Here is a 17,571-nt window from a genome sequence, read left to right as displayed (position 1 = left end):
ACAACGCGGCAGATGCCAGCGGGGAGGCCCCAAGTCCAATGGCGTCGTATGTGCGTCCGACGAGTCTCGATGAAGCGCTCGATCATCTGAGCGCCGCCAGTATAAATGCGGCCGGGCCGGTGATTCTGGCCGGCGGCACCGATTTCTATCCCGCCCGGGTCGGCCGCGCGCTGGACGAGGATGTGCTGGACGTCACCGGCATCCCCGACCTGCGCGGCATCCGCGAAACCGAGGATGGCTGGCGCCTCGGCGCCACCACCACCTGGAGCGAGATCGCCCATGCCGATCTGCCGCCGGTTTTCGATGCCCTGCGCCGTGCCGCGCGCCTGATTGGCGGCGTGCAGATCCAGAATGCCGGCACCCTGGCCGGCAATCTGTGCAATGCATCGCCGGCGGCCGACAGCGTGCCGCCGTTGCTGGCGATGCGGGCCAAGGTGGAAATCCACGGCCGCGCCGGGCGCCGCGAATTGCCGCTGGGCGAGTTCATCACCGGCAACCGCCGCACCGTGCTGAAGCCCGGCGAGCTGGTGGCCGCCGTGCTGGTGCCGCGGCCGAAAAAGGATGCCCAGAGCGTTTTCCTGAAACTCGGCGCCCGCGAATACCTGGTGATTTCGATCGCCATGGTCGCCGTGGTGCTGGAAACCGAAGGCAATGTGGTGTCGGCGGCCAGCGTGGCGGTCGGCGCCTGCTCGGCGGTGGCGCAGCGGCTGCCGTATCTTGAATCCGAACTGATTGGCCGCCGGCTGAATGCGGCGCTGGCCAACCGGGTGAAGCCCGAACATTTCGACATGCTGGCGCCGATCGACGACATCCGCGCCAGCGCCGCCTATCGCCGCGAGGCGGCGATAGTGCTGGTGCGTCGCGCGCTCACCGCGCTCGGCAAGCAGAAGGGGAACTGAGGTCCGATGCGTCTGATCGTCAACGGCAAACAGCATACCTATCACGGTTCTCCGGCCAAGCGGCTGAGCGACGTGCTGCGTGATGACCTGGGCCTGACCGGCACGAAAGTCGGCTGCAATGCCGGCGATTGCGGCGCCTGCACGGTGATGATGAATGGCAGGCAGGTCTGCTCCTGCCTCACCCCGGTTGGGCAGGCCGCGGGACAGCCGGTCGTGACGGTCGAAGGCCTGAAGGCCCATGGCAGCCTGTCGCGCCTGCAGCGCGCATTCCTGAAACATGGCGCGGCGCAATGCGGCATCTGCACGCCCGGCATGCTGATGGCGGCGACCGATCTGCTGGCCGAGACGGCGCGGCCCAGCGAACAGCAGGTAATGGATGCCATTGGCGGCGTGCTGTGCCGCTGCACCGGCTATCGCAAGATCGTCGAGGCGGTGCTGGATGCCACGCGCACGCCGGACTTGCCGCCGCAGCCCCGGCTGGGCGGCGCGGTGGGCGCCCGCAGCATGAAGGTCGATGGCCAGGCCAAGGTGGAAGGCACCGAGAAATACGGCGCCGACTACATTCCGGCTGATGCCCTGTGGCTGCGCGTGATCCGCAGCCCGCATGCCCGCGCCACCTTCACGCTGGGCGATTTCTCCGGCGTGATCGGCAAATACGGCCTGGAGCGCGTGTTCACGGCGGCCGACGTGCCGCGCAACGGCTTTGCCATTTTCGAGGCCAAGGACCAGCCGGTGCTAGCCGATGGCCTGGTGCGTTACAAGGGCGAGGCGGTGGTGGCGCTGGTGGGTCCGCGCGAGGTTGTCGAAGCCGTGCGGCCGGACGAGCTGCCGATCACCTATGCGCCCGAAGAACCGGTCAGCGGCGTGATCGCTGCCGCCGCGCCGGATGCCAGGCTGGTGCAGGCCGACAAGCCGGGCAACGTGCTGATCCGCGGCAATGTCACCAAGGGCGATGTCGAGCTGGGTTTTGCCCAGGCCGCCGCCGTTGTGGAAGGCCAGTTCCGGACCAGCTTCGTCGAGCATGCCTATATCGAGCCGGAAGCCGGCTGGGCCATCCGCGTCGGCGACCGCATCGAGATTCATGCCTCCACCCAGGCGCCCTACATGGATCGCGACGAAGTGGCGAGCGTGATGCAGCTGCCGCCTGATCGCGTGCGCATCGTGCCGACCGCCTGCGGCGGCGGTTTCGGCGGCAAGCTGGACGTTTCCGTGCAGCCGCTGATCGCGCTGGCGGCGTGGAACCTGCATCGGCCGGTGGCCTGCGTCTACACGCGGCCGGAAAGCATGGCCTCCAGCACCAAGCGGCATCCGGCGCGCATCAAGGCCAAGTTCGGCGCGGCGCAGGACGGCAAACTGGTGGCCGTTGAAACCCATGCCGATTTCGACACCGGCGCCTATGCCAGCTGGGGCCCCACCGTGGCCAACCGCGTGCCGGTGCATGCCAGCGGCCCGTATCTGGTGCCGCATGTGAAGAACCGCAGTTGCGCGCTGTTCACCAATGCGCCGCCCGCCGGCGCCTTCCGCGGCTTCGGCGTGCCGCAGGCCGCCATCGCCCATGAAACCCTGATGGACGATCTGGCCGAGCGGCTGAAGATCGACCGGCTGGAAATCCGCCATCGCAATGCCCTGCGCGCCGGCGACCTGACCGCGACCAGCCACCGGCTGGAGCATTCGGCCGGCCTGGCCGCCTGCATCGACGCGCTGCGCCCGCAATGGCAGGCCCTGAAAGCCGAGGCCGAGGCCTTCAATGCCCGCCGCAAGGGCGTGCGGCGCGGCGTCGGCATCGGCTGCATGTGGTATGGCCTGGGCAACACCTCGATCTCGAATCCGTCCACCATGCGCGTCGCCCTGCGCGCCGATGGCCGCGTGTTCTTCTATAACGGCGCGGTCGATATCGGGCAGGGCTCGAACACTATCTTCGTGCAGATTCTGGCCGATGCGCTGGGCGTGACCATGGACCGCATCGACTACGTGATGGGCGATACCGACCGCACGCTGGATGCCGGCAAGACCTCGGCCTCGCGCCAGACCTTCGTGTCGGGCAAGGCGGTCGAACTGGCGGCGCGCGACCTGCGTGGCCAGATCCTGCGGCTGGCCAATGCCGGCGACAATGCCACGCTGAAATTCGAGGCCGGCGCGCTGAGCGTGGAGGATGGCGGCGTGGTGCGCCGCGTTGACCTGGCCGCCCTGCCGCGCCTGAGCGACGATGGCGACGTGCTGCTGGGCGAGGGCCGCTTCGACCCGCCGACCACCATGCTGGATGAAAACGGCCAGGGCGTGCCTTATGCGACCTATGGCTTCGCCGCGCAGATGGCGCTGGTCGAGGTCGATACCGAGCTTGGCACCGTGAAGGTGCAAAAGATCATCGCCGCGCATGATGTCGGCAAGGCTGTGAATCCGGTCCAGGTCGAAGGCCAGATCCATGGCGGCATCGCGCAGGGGTTGGGCCTGGCGCTGATGGAGGAATACCTGCCCGGACGCACCGAGAACCTGCATGATTACCTGATCCCCACCGTGGGCGACGTGCCGGAGATCGAGGTGCTGATGATCGAGGATGCCGAGCCGCTCGGCCCCTTCGGTGCCAAAGGCGTCGGTGAACCCGGCCTGGTCGCCACCGCCCCGGCTATCCTGGGCGCGATCCGCCATGCCACCGGCGTGCGCGTCACCGAGGTGCCGGTGCTGCCACATCGCTTGCATGCGGCGCTGAAAAACCTGCCGCAGGCGGCAGAATAAGGGGAGGAGGGCAGCCATGACCGCCGTTGCCACCGCCGAAGCCGTCAAGGACGACGTCGTCCGCTGCGATGCCTGTCCGGTATTGTGCCGCATCCGCCCGGGCAAGGCCGGCGCCTGCGACCGCTATGCCAATGTCGCCGGCGTGCTGACCCGCGTCGATCCGCTGATCGTCACCGAGCGCGCCATTGCCCAGGGCGGCAGCATCACGCCCTTCCTGTCGGGCAGCGAAGGCTGGAACGGCTCGGTCGCGGCGCCGCCACCCGAAGCCCTGAAAGCCGCCACCTTCGTCACCGGCGTTGGCGCCGGCACCACCTACCCCGATTACAAGCCGGCCCCCTTCATCGTCGCCTCGCAGCATGACGGCGTCGACATGGTGACCGTGGTGACCGAAGGCATCTTCAGCTATTGCGGCGTGAAGGTGAAGATCGACACCGATCGTTACCTCGGCGCCGAGCAGGCATCCGTGCGGGTGAATGGCGAGGCGATCGGCCACGTCACCACCACCGAATACGGCTCGCAGATGCTCTCGCTCGGGGGCGTGCACCACCTGACCGGCGGCAGCAAAAAGGAAGGCACCGTCACCTGCGACGCGCTGTTGGCGCTCTGCAACAAACAGGCGGTCACCGTGCAGATCGATGGCGGCGCTGAAGTCGTCATCCAGGCCGACAGGCCGCCGGTGGTGAATGGAAAACCGGAAGCCCGTATGCGGGTTGGCTGCGGTTCGGCCACGATCGGCATCTTCGCCAAGCAGTGGTTGGAGCATGCCGACGAGGTGATCGTGGTGGACGACCATATCACCGGCGTGCTGACCGAGCACCAGGCCGGCCGTTTCCTCGACATGAAACTGTCGGGCATCCGCGTGCGCGGCCGCAAATCCACGCCGGGCCGTTATTTCCAGGTGGCCGATCCGGGCCTGGGCTGGGGCGGCACCAATGTCTCCGATCCGCTCGAGATCATCGAGAGCATCGATCCGAAGACGGCCTGGCCGGGCATGCGGCTGCTGATGGTCTCGACCACAGGCGAACACAGCGCCTGGTATGTGCTGGACGACCAGCTCAAGCCGCGGCCGGCCGCGATGCCGGCGCCGATCACCAAGGTGGTCGAGCGCATCGCCGAGAATTGCGAGCCCTCGCTGTGCACCGTACTGTTCATGGCCGGTGCCGGCGGCAGCCTGCGCGCGGGCGTGACGGAGAATCCGGTCCGCCTGACGCTGTCGGTGAAAGATCGCCTGACCCGCGTCACCTCGGGCGGCGCGCCGGTCTATGTCTGGCCGGGCGGCGGCATCACCTACATGGTCGATGTGGCGCGCATGCCGGACAATTCCTTCGGCTATGTGCCGACGCCGGCCCTGGTGGCGCCAATCGAGTTCACCATGCGGCGTGACGATTATGCCGCGCTGGGCGGTCATATGGATTATGTCGTGCAGCTCAATGACGTGCTGCAGGGCGAACGTCTCAGCAAGCTGGCCTGGCGCGATGACAATCCCTGGCCGATCACCCGGCCGACCGCCGAGGAACAGCCGTGATCGGCCAGCCGCCCACCGCCGCCTGGCTCAACGGCCGCGATCTCTCCTCGCGCCGCCTGCATCTGCAGCATGGTCCGATCGACCTGATCGTCGAGGCTTTCGGGCCGACTGCCGACATGCAGCGCGCCTATGAGCAGGCGGTTGCGCGATTCCAGGATATCCTCACCGTGCTGGTCAGCGAGCTGAGCGACCTGCGCCGGCCGCTGGGCGAGGCGCATCCGCTGCTGCGCGGCCCGGTGGCGCGGCGCATGGCGGCGGCCTGCTGGCCCTATCGCGATGTCTACATCACGCCGATGGCCGCCGTGGCCGGCTCGGTGGCCGATGAAATCCTGCAGGCCATGCTGTGCGACACGACACTGGCCAGGGCTTATGTGAACAACGGTGGCGACATCGCTTTTCATCTGGCGCCGGCTGAGTCGCTGCGCGCCGCAGTGGTGTGCAATCCCGATCTGCCGCATCTGGATGCGGTTGCGACACTCTCATCGGAACACCCTTCGCGCGGGATCGCTACTTCCGGTTGGCGCGGGCGTTCGTTCTCGCGCGGCATTGCCGATGCGGTGACCATTCTGGCGACGAATGCGGCAATGGCGGATGCAGCCGCGACGATGGTGGCGAATGCAGTGAATATCGATCATCCTGCCATTGAGCGCCGGCCGGCGTGCAGGCTGCGCGACGAGTCTGACCTGGGCGATATCCCGGTGACCGCGAACGTAGGTACACTGCCGTTATTTGCCGTAGAGGAAGCCTTGTCGGCGGGTCTGCGCCGCGCGCAGGATCTGCGCCGCGCCGGGCTGATTCACGCGGCATTCCTCTCGCTGCAGGGCGAGCATCGCAGCACCGGCGGCGAAACGCTGCTGGCCAGTGAACGAAAGGCAATGGGGTAGGGCATGGTATCGGTCGAGGTCCGCAGGATCGTCTGCATCACTGACGAGATTTTTCACGATGGCGGCCCGAAGGCGGCCCGGCCGCCGCGCCGTGGCGTGATCGGCGCGCTGGTCAAGAATCCCTATGCCGGCCGCTACGTCGATGACATTATTCCGATGATGGACGCGCTGAAGCCGGTCGGAGTCGAGCTGGCGAAGCGCCTGGTGGCGGCGCTTGGTGGCAACCCGAAGGACATCGAGGCTTATGGGAAGGGCGCCATCGTCGGCGCCGGCGGCGAACTGGAGCATGGCGCGCTGTGGCATGTCGCCGGCGGCCACTCCATGCGCGACGTGCTGGGCAATGCGAAGGCCATCGTGCCCTCGGCCACCAAGCTGGCCGGCGTGGGCAGCCGCATCGACATTCCGCTGCATCACATCAACGCCGCCTATGTGCGCAGCCATTTCGATGCCATTGAATTCTGCGCGCCCGACGGGCCGCGCGACAACGAGATCGCGTTCATTCTGGCCATGAGCACGGGCGGACGCGTGCATGCCCGCGTCGGCGGCCTGCAGGCCCACGAGATCAAGGGCGAAGACGGCCAGAGATAGGGAATTAGCGTTACGCGTTGAGGATCAACACTACAAACAGGAGGGGATTACATGAACCGCAGGACATGGTTGAAGTGGAGTGCAGCGTTCGGTATCGCAGTGGCCGGACTGATGGGGAGCGGCGCGCAGGCGCAGGACACCATCAAGCTTGGCGAGATGAATTCCTACAAGAACTTCGCCGCCTTCCTCGAGCCCTACAAGAAGGGCTGGGAACTGGCCGTCGAGCAGATCAACGCCAGTGGCGGCCTGCTGGGCAAGAAGCTGGAGATCGTCAGTCGCGACGATAATGGCAATCCTGGCGATGCCGTGCGTATCGCCGAGGAACTGGTGACCCGCGAAAAAGTCTCTTTCCTGATCGGCACCTTCCCCTCCCATGTCGGCCTGGCGGTCGCCAGCTTCGCCAAGGAGAAGAAGACGCTGTTCATCGCCGCCGAGCCGCTGACCGACAAGATCGTCTGGGACCAGGGCAACAAGTATACCTTCCGCCTGCGCGCCTCGACCTACATGCAGACGGCGATGCTGGTGCCGGAAGCGGCCAAGCTGAAGAAAAAGCGCTGGGCCATCGTCTATCCGAATTATGAATACGGCCAGTCGGCCACCGCCGCCTTCAAGAAGCTGATGAAGGAAGTGCAACCGGATGTCGAATTCGTGATCGAGCAGGCGCCGCCGCTTGGCAAGATCGAGGCCGGCGCCGTCGCCGACGCGATCGCCGCCGCCAAGCCGGATGCGATCTTCTCCTCGCTGTTCGGCGCCGACCTAGCCAAGTTCGTGCGCGAGGGCCAGACCCGCGACCTGTTCAAGAACATGCCGGTGTTCAACCTGCTGGCCGGCGAGCCGGAATACCTCGATCCGCTGAAGGACGAGGCGCCGGTCGGCTGGTGGGTTACTGGTTATCCCTGGTATGCCATCACTACGCCGGAGCATAAGGCGTTTGCCGATGCCTACCAGAAGAAGTTCAACGACTATCCGCGCCTTGGCTCCATTGTCGGCTATTCGATGGTGCAGAGCGCGGCGGCCGTGATCAAGAAAGCCGGCACGCTCGACACCGAGAAACTGGTGGCGGCGATGAAGGGCCTGACCCACTCGACCCCGCTGGGCAACATCACTTACCGCCCGCAGGACAATCAGTCGACCATGGGTGCCTATGTCGGCAAGATCGGACTGAAGGACGGCAAGGGCATCATGACCGACTGGTATTATGCGGACGGCGCCAAGTTCCTGCCGTCGGATGCCGACGTCGCCAAGATGCGTCCGGCTCAGTAAGCCATACAAGCCCGCCCCCTGCCCATGGCCGCGCGGCCGTCGGGCAGGGGGCATTTCTTCCCTTCCTTCTTTCCTCGGGTCGCGGCCTTGCTTGCCAATATCGTCATCCAGTTCATGAACGGCCTCGCCGGCGCTTCGTCGCTGTTCCTGGTGGCCGCCGGGCTCTCGATCATCTTCGGCGTCAGCCGGATCGTGAATTTCGCCCATGGCTCGCTGTATATGCTGGGCGTCTACCTGGCTTACAGCCTGATCGAATTCTTCGGCCGCTCCTCGATCTTCGGTTTCTGGGGCGGCGTGCTGGGCGCGGCGATCGCCGTCGGCCTGATCGGCGTGGTGATCGAGGTGCTGGTGCTGCGCCGGATCTACCGCGCGCCGGAACTGTTCCAGCTGCTGGCGACCTTCGCGCTGGTGCTGGTGATCAAGGATGCCGCGCTCTACTTCTGGGGCGCAGAGGACCTGGTCGGGCCGCGCGCCGCCGGCCTGCGCGGCGCCGTCGAGATCATGGGCAAGCGCTTCCCGCAATATGACCTTGTGCTGATCGCGATCGGTCCGCTGGTGCTTGGCCTGCTCTGGCTGCTGCTGAATCGCACCCGCTGGGGCACCCTGGTGCGCGCCGCGACGCAGGATCGCGAGATGGTCGGCGCGCTCGGGGTCAACCAGAGCGGCCTGTTCACGAGCGTCTTCTTCCTCGGCGCCTTCCTGGCCGGTCTGGGCGGCGCGGTGCAGATCCCGCGTGAGCCGGCCCAGCTGATGCTCGACATCACCGTGATTTCCGACGCTTTCGTCGTTGTCGTGGTTGGCGGCATGGGCTCGATCGGCGGCGCTTTCCTCGCCGCGCTGCTGATTGCCCAGGCAAAAGCCTTCTGCATCGGCATCGGCGACGTTTCGATCTTCGGCGCCACTTTATCCTTCACCAAATTCACCCTGGTGGTCGAATTCGTCATCATGGCCATCGTGCTGGTGGTGCGACCGCTCGGCCTGCTCGGCAAGCTGCAGGGCGCCCAGCGCGGCGCGGCCACGGTGGAGCCGCCGCTCTATCCGCTGACCCGGCCGTTCTGGATCGCCGTGGTCGGCCTGGTCGCCCTGCTGGCGCTGATGCCGCTGGGCGGCGACGATTACCTGCTGGTGCTGCTGATCGACATTGCCGTTTTCTCGGTCTTTGCCGCGACCTTGCATTTCCTGATGGGGCCATCCGGCATGGTCTCGTTCGGCCATGCCGCGTATTTCGGCCTCGGCTGTTACGGCGCGGCGCTGGCGCTCTTGAAGCTGAAGCTGCCGATGGAGCTGGCCCTGCTGGCGGCGCCATTGGCCTCCGGTCTTGGCGCGCTGGTCTTCGGCTGGTTCTGCGTGCGCCTGAGCGGCGTCTATCTTGCCATGCTCACCCTGGCCTTCGCCCAGATTTCCTGGTCGGTGATCTACCAGTGGGATGCCTTCACAGGCGGCTCCAACGGCCTGGTCGGCCTGTGGCCCAGCGAATGGCTGAAAGACCGCACGGCTTTCTATCTCTTCACCCTGGCGCTTTGCGCCGCCAGCATCATCTTCCTCTGGCGCGTGGTGCATGCCCCGTTTGGCTATGTGCTGCGGGCGGGTCGCGATTCCGCCCTGCGCGCCGATGCCATCGGCATCGATGTGCGGCGCTTCCAGTGGTACGGGTTCATTCTGGCGGGTGTCTTCGCCGGCCTGGCTGGCGGCCTGTTCGCCTTCTCGAAAGGCAGCATTTCGCCCGAGACGCTGGCGGTGTCGCGCTCGGTCGACGGCCTGGTGATGGTGCTGCTCGGCGGCGTGCAGACCCTGACCGGCCCGGTGGCGGGCGCTGCGGTCTTCACCTGGCTGCAGGATTCCATCGCCCGCAACACCGAATACTGGCGCGCCATCCTCGGCCTCGCCATCCTGGTGATCGTGCTGGCCTTCCCGCAGGGCATCGCCGGTTTCCTCAAGCAGGCGACGGCCCGATTTACCAGCGCGCGGGAGCGGGAGGTCGTGCGATGACCGTTCTCTCGGTGAAAGGCCTGCACAAATCCTTCGGCGGCGTGCAGGCGGTGCAGGATGTGAACTTCCAGGTCGCCGCCGGCGAGCTGCTGGCCCTGATCGGTCCCAATGGCGCCGGCAAGAGCACCTGCTTCAACATGCTGAATGGCCAGCTCAGGCCCGATACCGGCGTGGTGACCCTGCTGGGCCGCAGCCTGCTCGGCCTGGCGCCGCGGCAGATCTGGCGCCTGGGCGTCGGTCGCACCTTCCAGATCACCGCCACCTTCAATTCGATGACGGTGCGCGAAAATATCCAGATGGCGCTGCTGTCGTTCCATAATGGCCTGATGTCGTTCTGGCGCCCGGCCAATGCGCTGTATCGCGACGAGGCGATGGCTTTGCTGGACCGCGTCGGCATGGCCGACCAGAGCGAGCGGCCCTGCGGCATCCTGGCCTATGGCGATCTCAAGCGCGTCGAACTGGCCATCGCGCTGGCCAACCAGCCGAAATTGCTGCTGATGGACGAGCCGACCGCCGGCATGGCGCCGACCGAACGCATCGCCCTGATGGACCTGACGGCGAAACTGGCGCGGCAGGATGATATCGCCGTGTTGTTCACCGAGCATGACATGGACGTGGTTTTCGCCCAGGCCGACCGCATCATCGTGCTCAATCGCGGCCGGCTGATCGCGGAAGGCAGTCCTGACGAGGTGCGGGCCAATCCGGAGGTGCAGGCGGTGTATCTGGGATCGGGCGCCGTATTCGCCGGGGAGGGCCACTGAGATGCTGACAATCGAAGGGCTCAACACCTATTACGGCCGCGCCCATATCCTGGCCGACCTGGCGTTGCAGGCCAATCCGGGCGAGGTGGTGGTGCTGCTGGGCCGCAACGGCGCTGGCAAATCGACCACGATGAAATCGGTGATCGGCATGGTGCCGGCGCAGAGCGGCGCGATGACCTTCGATGGTACGCGGATCGACCGCATGGCCTCGCATCACATCGCCCGGCTCGGCCTTGGCTATGTGCCGGAGGAGCGTCGCATCTTCACCGATCTGACGGTGATGGAGAATCTGGCGGTCGGCAAACAGCCGCCGCGCGACGGCGCGCCGACCTGGACGCCGGAACGGCTGTTCGAGCTGTTTCCCAATCTCGGCCGCATGAAGGACCGCCCCGGCGGCCGCATGTCGGGCGGTGAGCAGCAGATGCTGACCATCGCCCGCACGCTGATGGGCAATCCGCGCCTGATCCTGCTGGACGAGCCGTCGGAAGGCCTGGCGCCGGTGATCGTCGAGCAGATGGCGAAAACCATCCTGCAGCTGAAAGACGAAGGGCTGTGCGTGCTGCTGTCGGAGCAGAACCTGCATTTCGCCCAGATGGTGGCTGATCGCGCCTACATCATCGAGAAGGGCCGCATCCGCTATTCCGGCACCATGGCCGAATTGGCGGCCAATGCGGCGGTGCGTGAACAGTATCTTTCGGTGTGAGGACAGCGTTATGGGTTGGATTGTCGGGATCGATGTCGGCGGTACGTTCACCGATCTGATCGGGATCGAGCCGTCGCTGGGTGCCGTTGCGCTGGCGAAAGTGCCCACCACCCTGGACAACCAGGCTTTTGGCGTGCTCAGCGCTTTGGAAAAGGGCGGCATCGCGCTGCCCCAGGCCGATACCATCGTGCATGGCACCACCACCACCACCAACGCCCTGCTGGAGCGCAAGGTGGCCCGCGTGGGCCTTATCACCACGAAGGGCTTCCGCGACAGCCTTGAGCTTGGCCGCCGCACCCGGCCGCAGGCCTATGGCCTGACCGGCGGTTTCGAGCCGCTGGTGCCGCGCCAGTGGCGCCTGGAAGTGCCCGAGCGCATGGATGCCGATGGCGACGTGGTCGTGCCGCTGGATGAAGCCGCCGTGCGTGAAGCCGCCGGGCAGCTGAAAAAAGCCGGCTGCGAGGCTTTGGTGATCCATTTCCTGCACAGCTACATCAATCCGGCGCATGAAAAGCGCGCGCTGGAGATCGCCGCCGAGGTCTGGCCGAACGGCTACATCACCGCAGGCCATCAGCTGTTGTCGGAATACCGCGAATACGAACGCGGCACCACCGCCTGCGTCAATGCTTCCGTGCAGCCGGTGCTGCACCGCTATATCGAACGACTGAATGGCGAGCTGAAGGGCAAGGGTTTTGGGCGCGACCTGCTGGTGATGCAGGGCAACGGCGGGACCATCGCTGCCGGAATCGTGGCCGAGGCCGCGGTGAATACGGTGATGTCCGGCCCGGCCTCGGGCGTGATGGCGGCGGCCTATACCGCGCGCGCCGCCGGCCTGCCCAACGTGATTACCTACGACATGGGCGGTACGTCGTCTGACGTGGGCCTGATCCAGGATGGCGTGCCGCAGGTCTCATCCGAGCTTGAGATCGAATACGCCATGCCGATCCACGTGCCCATGGTGGACGTGCATACCATCGGCGCTGGCGGCGGCTCGATCGCCTTCATCAACGAGGCTGGCATGCTGCAGGTCGGGCCGGAAAGCGCCGGCGCGCGGCCCGGCCCGATCTGCTATGGCCGTGGCGGCACGAGGCCGACCATCACCGATGCCAACCTGGCGCTCGGCCGGCTCAATCCCGATGGCCTGCTGTCGGTCGACAACAAGGTATCGCTGCAGGATGTGAAGGATGCCATCGACCGCGAGGTCGGCAAGCCGCTGGGTCTGAGTACCGACGATGCTGCCGCCGCGATCCTGCGCATCGCCAATGACAAGATGGCCGGCGCCATTCGCATGGTCTCGCTCAGCCGTGGTCATGACCCGCGCGATTTCGCGCTGTTTGCCTTCGGCGGCGCCGGGCCGCTGCATGCGGCGGCGCTGGCGCGCGAACTGGGCATCCCGAAGCTGCTGATCCCGGCGCGCCCGGGCATCACCAATGCACTGGGCTGCGTGGTGGCCGACTTGCGCCATGATTACGTGCGCACGGTGAACAAGCCGCTGGGCGTGCTGCCGGACGGGCTGGTGGCCGAGGTTCTGGATGGCCAGGTCGCCGAGGGCAGGGCGACGCTGGAGCGCGACGGCGTGAAGGTGGAAGAGGTGCAGGTGCTGCACTCCGCCGACATGCAGTTCCAGGGCCAGAGCCATCTGCTCACTGTGGCCGTGCCCGACAAGGGCATCACGCGTGAGGCTTTGCAGAAAGCCTTCGAGGAGGCCTACTGGCAGCGGTTTGAAGTCGAGCTGCCGGAAATCCGCGCCGTGCTAGTCAATCTTCATACCGCCGTGATCGGCCGTCGGCCGCAATTATCGCTCGACCGCCTGCTGGCCGCCGAGCCGGCCAAGGATGTCGCCGGCGCCAGGAAGGGCAGCCGCAAAGTCTGGTATGATGCCGGCGGCTGGCAGGATACGCCGGTCTATGACCGCGAGCGGCTGCCACGCGGGGCCGATTTCGCCGGCCCGGCCATCCTGGAGCAGCTCGATACCACGGTGGTGATCGAGCCGGGCAACCACGTGCATGTCGACAGCCTGGGCAACCTGATCGTTGCCGTCAGCGCAGAGTAGAGGTGGATTATGGCCAAGCCGATTGATCCGGTAACCCTCGTCGTCATCCAGAACGGCCTGCAGCAGGTCTGCAACGAGATGGACCTAGCTTTCTGCCGCGCCGCCTTTTCGCCGGTGATCTCGGAAGCGCTCGACCGCTCCGACGGTATCTATGACGGCGAGACCGGCGAACTGATCGCCCAGGGCGAGCTTGGCCTGCCGGTTTTCGTCGGCACCATGCAGTTCTCGACGCAGGCGGTGATCGAGCGGGCGCGCAACACGCCGCTGCTGGCGCCCAAGCCCGGCGATGTCTACATCGTCAACGATCCCTATCTGGGCGGCACGCATCTGATGGATGTGCGTTTCGTCAAGCCGTTCTTCTACAAGGGCAGGCTGTTCGCCTGGCTGTCCAATACCGGCCACTGGCCGGATATCGGCGGCATGGTGCCGGGTGGTTTCTCGGCCAATGCCACCGAGGTGGAGCAGGAAGGCCTGCGCCTGCCGCCGGTGAAGCTGTACAAGGAAGGCGTGCTGGACGAGGAAATCCTCTCCATCATCCTCAGCAATATCCGTATCGCCGACCAGCGCATTGGCGACATCAAGGCCCAGGCGGCAGCTTTGGCCATCGGCGAGAAGCGCCTGTCGGCTTTACTCGACCGCTACGGCGCCGATGTGGTCAAGCAGGCGATCGGCGAACTGAAGCAGCGCGCGGCTCAGCAGATGCGCGCCCGTATCCGCACCATCCCGGATGGCGTCTATCATGGCGAGGCAGTGGTCGATTCCGATGGCGTGGTGGACGAGCCGCTGCTGATCAAAATGCAGGTGAACAAGACGGGCGAGGAGCTGCATTTCGACATGACGGGCTCCAGCCCACCATGCCGTGGCCCGATGAACAGCGTGATCGCCACCACCTATTCCTCGATCTACCTGGCCGTGAAACACATCTTCCCCGACGTGCCGATCAATGCCGGCACTTTCGAGCCGCTGAAGATCAAGGACCCGCACGGCACCTTCCTGTATGCCAAATATCCGCGCCCGGTCTCGGGTTGCGCCGCTGAAGTCAGCCAGCGTATCGCCGAAGCCGTGTTCAACGCGCTGGTGCAGGCGATGCCGGACCGGCTGTTCGCTGCGCCCGCCGGCACTTCGGGCAACCTGGCGCTCGGTGGTTATGACCCCAAGCGCGACCGCAGTTACGTGATGTATGTGATCTCGGGCGGCGGTTATGGTGGCTGGTATGGCGGCGACGGCATCAGCAACGGCTGCTCGACCATCGGTATTTCCAAGACCACGCCGATCGAGGTGATGGAGCAGTATTACCCCGTGCTGTTCGAGGAATACTCACTGCATGAGGGCTCGGGCGGCGCCGGCGAACATCGGGGCGGCTTCGGCGTGAACTACACGATCCGGCTGCGGCGGGGCGAGGCCCGGGCATCCATGGTGATGGATCATGGCCGCACGGGTCCGCGCGGGGTGCTGGGCGGCGAGGATGGCGGCCTCAATACGGTGGCGATCGAGACCGTTCAGGCCGATGGCACCCGCACCTATGTGCCGCCGCATCTCTCCAAGGACCAGGATATCGAGATCAAGGTCGGCGACCGCCTGCGCGTTTCGACGCCGGGTGGTGGTGGCTATGGCGATCCGGCCAAGCGCGATCCGGCCGAGATTGCTCGCGATATCGAACGTGGCTATTACACGCCGCAGCAGATCGCCGAACGCTTCGGGGTCACCCCGCCGGCCAGGTCAGCGGCCGAATAGTCGATGCTGGTCGAACTTGTCGCCTGGGCCGGCATCCAGGCCGATCCGGCGGCGCGGCGGCTGGGTTATGCAAAAGCGGCGGTTTCGCTATGGTCGCGGCGACGGCGCTGCCACAGGGCCTGGGCCGGGCATGAGCAGCAGACCCGCGAGTTTGCCCTGTCGATAGCCCAGGCTTGCCGCCACCGAGACACAGCGTGGCTGCTGGGTGGCGGCACGCTGGCCGATCTGCCGCTGGCCGAGCTCAGCGCGCTGTTCAAGCGCGTGGTGATTTTCGATATCGTCTGGCTGGCAAGCGCGCGGCGCCGGGCGAAGCAATTCCCCAATGTCGAACTGCGCCAGGCCGATGTTACTGGCATGGTTGCGCCGCTGGCCGAATGGCGCGCCGGCCTGCCGCTGCCGATCCCGTCGATGCGGGCATTGGCCGAACTCGACAGCGTGCCGCCGGATTGCGTTCTGTCGCTCAACCTGCTGTCGCAGCTGCCGTTGCTGCCGATGGAATATGTGCAGAAGCATGGCGTCAGTCGCGTTGGCGCCGAGAGTTTCGGCCGCGCCATCCTGCAGATGCATCTCGACGCCTTGCAGGGCATGTCCTGCCCGGTCGGACTGGTGGCGGATGCGCGCCGCATCTGGCGCAGCCGCGCCGGCGAAACGGTGATGAGCGAAAACGCGCTGCTGGGGCTGAGCCTGCCCACGCCGCAACGCGAATGGCGCTGGCCCGTGGCGCCGCGCGGTGAGATCGACAACGAAACCAGTCTGGATATTACGGTGCAGGCGAGCCGCTGGGATGGCGCAGGAAGCGGCCGCTGAGTCTTCAGCCGCTTTTTTTCACTTCCTGCACGGATTCGATGACGAAGCCACGCTCGGGCGGGAATTTGCGCATGATGGTGCGGCGCACTTCGTCGTCGTTGGTCGCCTGCAGTTCGACGTAGTTTATCTCGCCCCACTTGTCGTCGAGCTGGCGATGTTTCTCGCCCATCATATGGGCGCGGCGCACTTCGGAATTGTAGATGCCGATGCTGAAGGTCTTCACATTCGCTTCGGCGGCCACCGCCTTGCTGGCCAGTTTTTCCAGCTTGACGATCTCGGCTTCCAGTTCGAATTTCTGCTTGGTCAGCTCGGCGATCTTATGCTGCGCGCCGCGGCTCATTTTTTCCAGTTCGTCCAGGCGCTGACCCCGACGGATCACCTCCTGGGAACTCCACTCATAGGCATAAATCTGCTTCTTATGCTGCGCGATCATCTGCAGCACAATGAAGGTGGCGCCGGGCACGCCGATCAGCAGGGCCCCCATGATGAGCCAGAAACTGGTCATGCCTATGTGTTTAGCGGAGTGGGAAATTCCGTACAAGATGCTGAAATAGCGGCTAAAGTCCGGACACGCCAGATTAGTATTTGCATAGCCTTCAGGCAGCATGGGGCCACGCGGGAAAGCTTGACCCGGGCAGGTGCCCGGTTTAAGAAGCGGCTGCCCTGTGGCGGGGGTAGCTCAGTTGGTTAGAGCACCAGGTTGTGGCCCTGGGGGTCGGGGGTTCAAGTCCCCTCTCTCGCCCCATGAATTCTGACGGCCGGTCAATGGGTTAACCCTTGGCCGGCCGTTTTTCGTGGGCCCGGGCATGGCTGCTTCTGGCACTGGCCTTGCATTGTGACTCCGGTCCTTGTTTCCAGGCCTGCCCCAGGGGAAGTAGCCACGCATGAAGCTTCTGCTGATCAACCCGAATACCACGGCGGCGATGACCGACAGGGTACTGTCGGTTGCCCGCCAGGTCGTGGCGCCGGGTACCGAGCTGGTCGGCGCCACCGGACGTTTCGGCGCTGCCTATGTCGCCACCCGCAGTGCCTATGCCATCGCCGCCCATGCCGCGCTGGATGCCTGGGCCGAGTCGACGGCAGGCAGCAATGGCGGCGGCTTCGATGCCGTGCTGCTGGCCTGTTTCGGTGATCCTGGGCTGGATGGCCTGCGCGAGCTTTCGCCCGTGCCCGTGATCGGCATGGCCGACGCCTCGATCCAGCTTGCCGCCAGCCTGGGCCGCCGTTTTGGCATCGTCACCGGCGGCGAACGCTGGGGGGCGATGTTGCGTGAATTCGTCGCCAGCCGGGGTTTAAGCGATCGCCTGGCAGCCGTGCAGACCGTGGCGCCGACCGGGGGCGACATCGCGCGCGATCCGGCAGGTTCGATGGCTTTGCTGGCGCGGGCCTGCCGCGATGCCGCAGATGCCGGCGCCGATCATGTGATTCTGGGCGGGGCGGGGCTGGCTGGCCTGGCTGCCGCGATCCGCGATCAGGTACCGGTGCCGGTGATCGACAGCACCATTGCCGCCGTGCGCATGACCGAAGCCGTTGCGGCCGAGCATCTGGCCAAGGCGCAAAGCGGCAGCTTTGCCCTGCCGCCGGCCGTGCCCAGCATCAATCTCTCGCCGGCGCTGGCGGCGCGGATTTCCG

14 protein-coding genes and 1 tRNA gene are annotated in these 17,571 nt (G+C 65.9%); 14 read left to right on the top strand and 1 reads right to left on the bottom strand.

Annotation, left to right across the window (positions count from 1 at the left end; all coding sequences use genetic code 11):
* The first annotated feature begins 50 nt into the window (after positions 1–50).
* The 12 genes from Q1J79_RS16480 to Q1J79_RS16425 all read left to right on the top strand — a co-directional run bounded on the left by Q1J79_RS16480 (position 51) and on the right by Q1J79_RS16425 (position 15,939).
* On the top strand, positions 51–899 hold the full coding sequence (locus Q1J79_RS16480; protein ID WP_300302508.1) for a xanthine dehydrogenase family protein subunit M: 849 nt from the start codon (positions 51–53) through the stop codon (positions 897–899).
* Between the two features lie 6 nt (positions 900–905).
* The gene (locus Q1J79_RS16475) at positions 906–3,632 is read left to right on the top strand and encodes a molybdopterin cofactor-binding domain-containing protein (protein WP_300302506.1); all 2,727 of its coding nucleotides are present in this window, start codon (positions 906–908) and stop codon (positions 3,630–3,632) included.
* A gap of 16 nt (positions 3,633–3,648) precedes the next feature.
* Positions 3,649–5,157 (top strand): 6-hydroxynicotinate reductase, encoded by a 1,509-nt coding sequence (locus Q1J79_RS16470; RefSeq protein ID WP_300302504.1) that lies wholly within the window; start codon positions 3,649–3,651, stop codon positions 5,155–5,157.
* The gene (locus Q1J79_RS16465; protein ID WP_300302502.1) at positions 5,154–6,041 is read left to right on the top strand and encodes a UPF0280 family protein; all 888 of its coding nucleotides are present in this window, start codon (positions 5,154–5,156) and stop codon (positions 6,039–6,041) included. Before Q1J79_RS16470 ends, Q1J79_RS16465 begins: the two co-directional genes overlap by 4 nt.
* Before the next feature lie 3 nt (positions 6,042–6,044).
* Positions 6,045–6,629, top strand: a complete 585-nt coding sequence (locus Q1J79_RS16460; RefSeq protein ID WP_300302500.1) for an amino acid synthesis family protein — start codon at positions 6,045–6,047, stop codon at positions 6,627–6,629.
* A 51-nt stretch (positions 6,630–6,680) separates the two neighbouring features.
* Entirely contained in the window at positions 6,681–7,892 is a 1,212-nt protein-coding gene (locus Q1J79_RS16455; protein WP_300302498.1) for an ABC transporter substrate-binding protein, read from the top strand.
* Positions 7,893–7,979: 87 nt separating this feature from the next.
* Positions 7,980–9,881, top strand: a complete 1,902-nt coding sequence (locus Q1J79_RS16450; RefSeq protein WP_367182997.1) for an ABC transporter permease — start codon at positions 7,980–7,982, stop codon at positions 9,879–9,881.
* Positions 9,878–10,642, top strand: a complete 765-nt coding sequence (locus tag Q1J79_RS16445) for an ABC transporter ATP-binding protein (protein ID WP_300302496.1) — start codon at positions 9,878–9,880, stop codon at positions 10,640–10,642. Before Q1J79_RS16450 ends, Q1J79_RS16445 begins: the two co-directional genes overlap by 4 nt.
* A 1-nt stretch (position 10,643) precedes the next feature.
* Positions 10,644–11,345 (top strand): ABC transporter ATP-binding protein, encoded by a 702-nt coding sequence (locus Q1J79_RS16440; protein WP_300302494.1) that lies wholly within the window; start codon positions 10,644–10,646, stop codon positions 11,343–11,345.
* Positions 11,346–11,355: 10 nt separating this feature from the next.
* The gene (locus tag Q1J79_RS16435; RefSeq protein ID WP_300302492.1) at positions 11,356–13,398 is read left to right on the top strand and encodes a hydantoinase/oxoprolinase family protein; all 2,043 of its coding nucleotides are present in this window, start codon (positions 11,356–11,358) and stop codon (positions 13,396–13,398) included.
* A 9-nt stretch (positions 13,399–13,407) separates the two neighbouring features.
* On the top strand, positions 13,408–15,132 hold the full coding sequence (locus tag Q1J79_RS16430) for a hydantoinase B/oxoprolinase family protein (protein ID WP_300302490.1): 1,725 nt from the start codon (positions 13,408–13,410) through the stop codon (positions 15,130–15,132).
* 3 nt (positions 15,133–15,135) lie between these two features.
* A complete protein-coding gene (locus tag Q1J79_RS16425; protein ID WP_300302489.1) occupies positions 15,136–15,939 on the top strand; it encodes a hypothetical protein in 804 nt (267 codons plus the stop codon).
* Positions 15,940–15,943: 4 nt separating this feature from the next.
* On the opposite strand, the gene Q1J79_RS16420 is transcribed toward Q1J79_RS16425, so the two are convergent.
* Complete coding sequence (locus tag Q1J79_RS16420) at positions 15,944–16,444, bottom strand: hypothetical protein (protein ID WP_300302487.1); 501 nt, start codon at positions 16,442–16,444, stop codon at positions 15,944–15,946.
* A 163-nt stretch (positions 16,445–16,607) separates the two neighbouring features.
* On the opposite strand from Q1J79_RS16420, the gene Q1J79_RS16415 reads away from it, so the two are divergent.
* Together Q1J79_RS16415 and Q1J79_RS16410 are read left to right on the top strand one after the other, a co-directional pair.
* Positions 16,608–16,684, top strand: a tRNA-His gene (locus Q1J79_RS16415).
* Positions 16,685–16,823: 139 nt separating this feature from the next.
* Positions 16,824–17,571, top strand: a 748-nt coding sequence (locus Q1J79_RS16410; RefSeq protein ID WP_300302485.1) for an aspartate/glutamate racemase family protein, incomplete at its 3' end; no start/stop codon positions are given.

It is taken from the genome of Ferrovibrio sp., from assembly GCF_029255545.1.
Lineage (GTDB): Bacteria > Pseudomonadota > Alphaproteobacteria > Ferrovibrionales > Ferrovibrionaceae > Ferrovibrio.
This window is presented reverse-complemented; position numbering and strand designations above follow the sequence as displayed.

What these genes read in the sequence shown, in the direction of transcription:
- Q1J79_RS16420 (WP_300302487.1), bottom strand. Translation starts at nt 16,444, where the DNA reads ATGACCAGTTTCTGGCTCATCATGGGGGCCCTGCTGATCGGCGTGCCC.
- Q1J79_RS16425 (WP_300302489.1), top strand. Translation starts at nt 15,136, where the DNA reads ATGCTGGTCGAACTTGTCGCCTGGGCCGGCATCCAGGCCGATCCGGCG.
- Q1J79_RS16460 (WP_300302500.1), top strand. Translation starts at nt 6,045, where the DNA reads ATGGTATCGGTCGAGGTCCGCAGGATCGTCTGCATCACTGACGAGATT.
- Q1J79_RS16430 (WP_300302490.1), top strand. Translation starts at nt 13,408, where the DNA reads ATGGCCAAGCCGATTGATCCGGTAACCCTCGTCGTCATCCAGAACGGC.
- Q1J79_RS16475 (WP_300302506.1), top strand. Translation starts at nt 906, where the DNA reads ATGCGTCTGATCGTCAACGGCAAACAGCATACCTATCACGGTTCTCCG.
- Q1J79_RS16455 (WP_300302498.1), top strand. Translation starts at nt 6,681, where the DNA reads ATGAACCGCAGGACATGGTTGAAGTGGAGTGCAGCGTTCGGTATCGCA.
- Q1J79_RS16470 (WP_300302504.1), top strand. Translation starts at nt 3,649, where the DNA reads ATGACCGCCGTTGCCACCGCCGAAGCCGTCAAGGACGACGTCGTCCGC.
- Q1J79_RS16445 (WP_300302496.1), top strand. Translation starts at nt 9,878, where the DNA reads ATGACCGTTCTCTCGGTGAAAGGCCTGCACAAATCCTTCGGCGGCGTG.
- Q1J79_RS16435 (WP_300302492.1), top strand. Translation starts at nt 11,356, where the DNA reads ATGGGTTGGATTGTCGGGATCGATGTCGGCGGTACGTTCACCGATCTG.
- Q1J79_RS16440 (WP_300302494.1), top strand. Translation starts at nt 10,644, where the DNA reads ATGCTGACAATCGAAGGGCTCAACACCTATTACGGCCGCGCCCATATC.